Origin of the sequence: Kitasatospora sp. NPDC057542 (assembly GCF_042801945.1) — a bacterium.
Classification (GTDB): domain Bacteria; phylum Actinomycetota; class Actinomycetes; order Streptomycetales; family Streptomycetaceae; genus Kitasatospora.
In genome coordinates this window covers 1-1,092 of sequence record NZ_JBHVFE010000860.1, presented here as the reverse complement: position 1 = coordinate 1,092, position 1,092 = coordinate 1, and the positions used below count along the sequence as shown (strand labels likewise).

General features: G+C 77.1%; 2 protein-coding genes. Both read left to right on the top strand.

Annotated elements, in window-relative coordinates:
• Positions 1-228, top strand: a 228-nt coding sequence (locus ACFU7Y_RS44145; protein ID WP_380772108.1) for a sigma factor-like helix-turn-helix DNA-binding protein, incomplete at its 5' end; no start/stop codon positions are given.
• On the top strand, positions 225-1,028 hold the full coding sequence (locus tag ACFU7Y_RS44140) for a hypothetical protein (RefSeq protein ID WP_380772106.1): 804 nt from the start codon (positions 225-227) through the stop codon (positions 1,026-1,028). The genes ACFU7Y_RS44145 and ACFU7Y_RS44140, both read left to right, overlap by 4 nt.
• Positions 1,029-1,092: the final 64 nt, after the last annotated feature.

Here is a 1,092-nt window from a genome sequence, read left to right as displayed (position 1 = left end):
GTCCGTACCGCGCTCGCGGCCCTGCCACCGCGTCAACGGGCCGTGGTGGTCCTGCGGTTCTGGGCCGACCTGGACATCGCGGACACCGCCAAGGCCCTGGGCTGCACCGCCGGAACCGTCAAGAGCCACACCGCCCGCGCGCTCACCAGACTGCGCGCCCTGCTCGGCGACACCGACCCGTTCGACGAACTGGCCGCCGCCCCGACCCCCCTGAAGGAACTCCTGTGACCCACCACGACGCCCTCGACCCGCAGGACGAGATGCGCACCCTCCTCGCAGCCGGACTCGGCGCCGAACCGACCCTGCGCCCCGGCACCGTGAACGCGGCGGTCACGGCCGGACGCCGCCGCCGCGCCACCCGGCTGGCCGTACGCACCGGCGCCACGGCAGCCGCCACCGCCACCCTGGCCGCCCTGATCGCAACCCTGCCCACCCCCACCCCCGGCACCCCGACCGCCGCCGCCGACCCGCTCACCGGCCCCCTCACCCTGGCCGGCACCGCCAACGCCACCCCCGAACCGCTGCGCCCGGACTCCTTCGGCCCCGGCAACGGCCGCGCCACCGACTGGACCAGCGACCACCTGGGCACCACCCTGGCCTCGCTGCTCCCGGACGGCGCGAAGACGGTGCGCGCCGGGGACATCCCGGGCCGCACCTTCCGGGTCGCCTGGCAGTCCCCGGCCGGTTCGGTGGACTTCGTCGGCGGCGCCGACCACACGGCCGACGCGCCGAAGGTCCCGTTCTGCGCCGCCATCGCGCTGCCCGAGGTCACCCCGCGCCCCGGCGTTCCCGGCCCGCAGGAGGTCGCCCCGCGCACCGACTGTCACCTGGTCGAGCTCCCCTCCGGCGGGCGCGGCGAGGCCGTGACACTGACCTCCCGGCAGGACGGCCGCGTCTCCCGGTACGTCCGCCTCCAGCGCGCCGACGGCCGGACGGTGACGCTCCAGCAGTGGACCGAACAGCCGGGCACGGGCCTGGACGAGGCCGCCCTGCTCGCGATCGCCGACGACCCCACCTGGCAGTTCTGACCCACCGCCCACACCGACCGCCCCACACCGACCGCCCACGCCGACCGGCGTGGGCGCGGCCCGG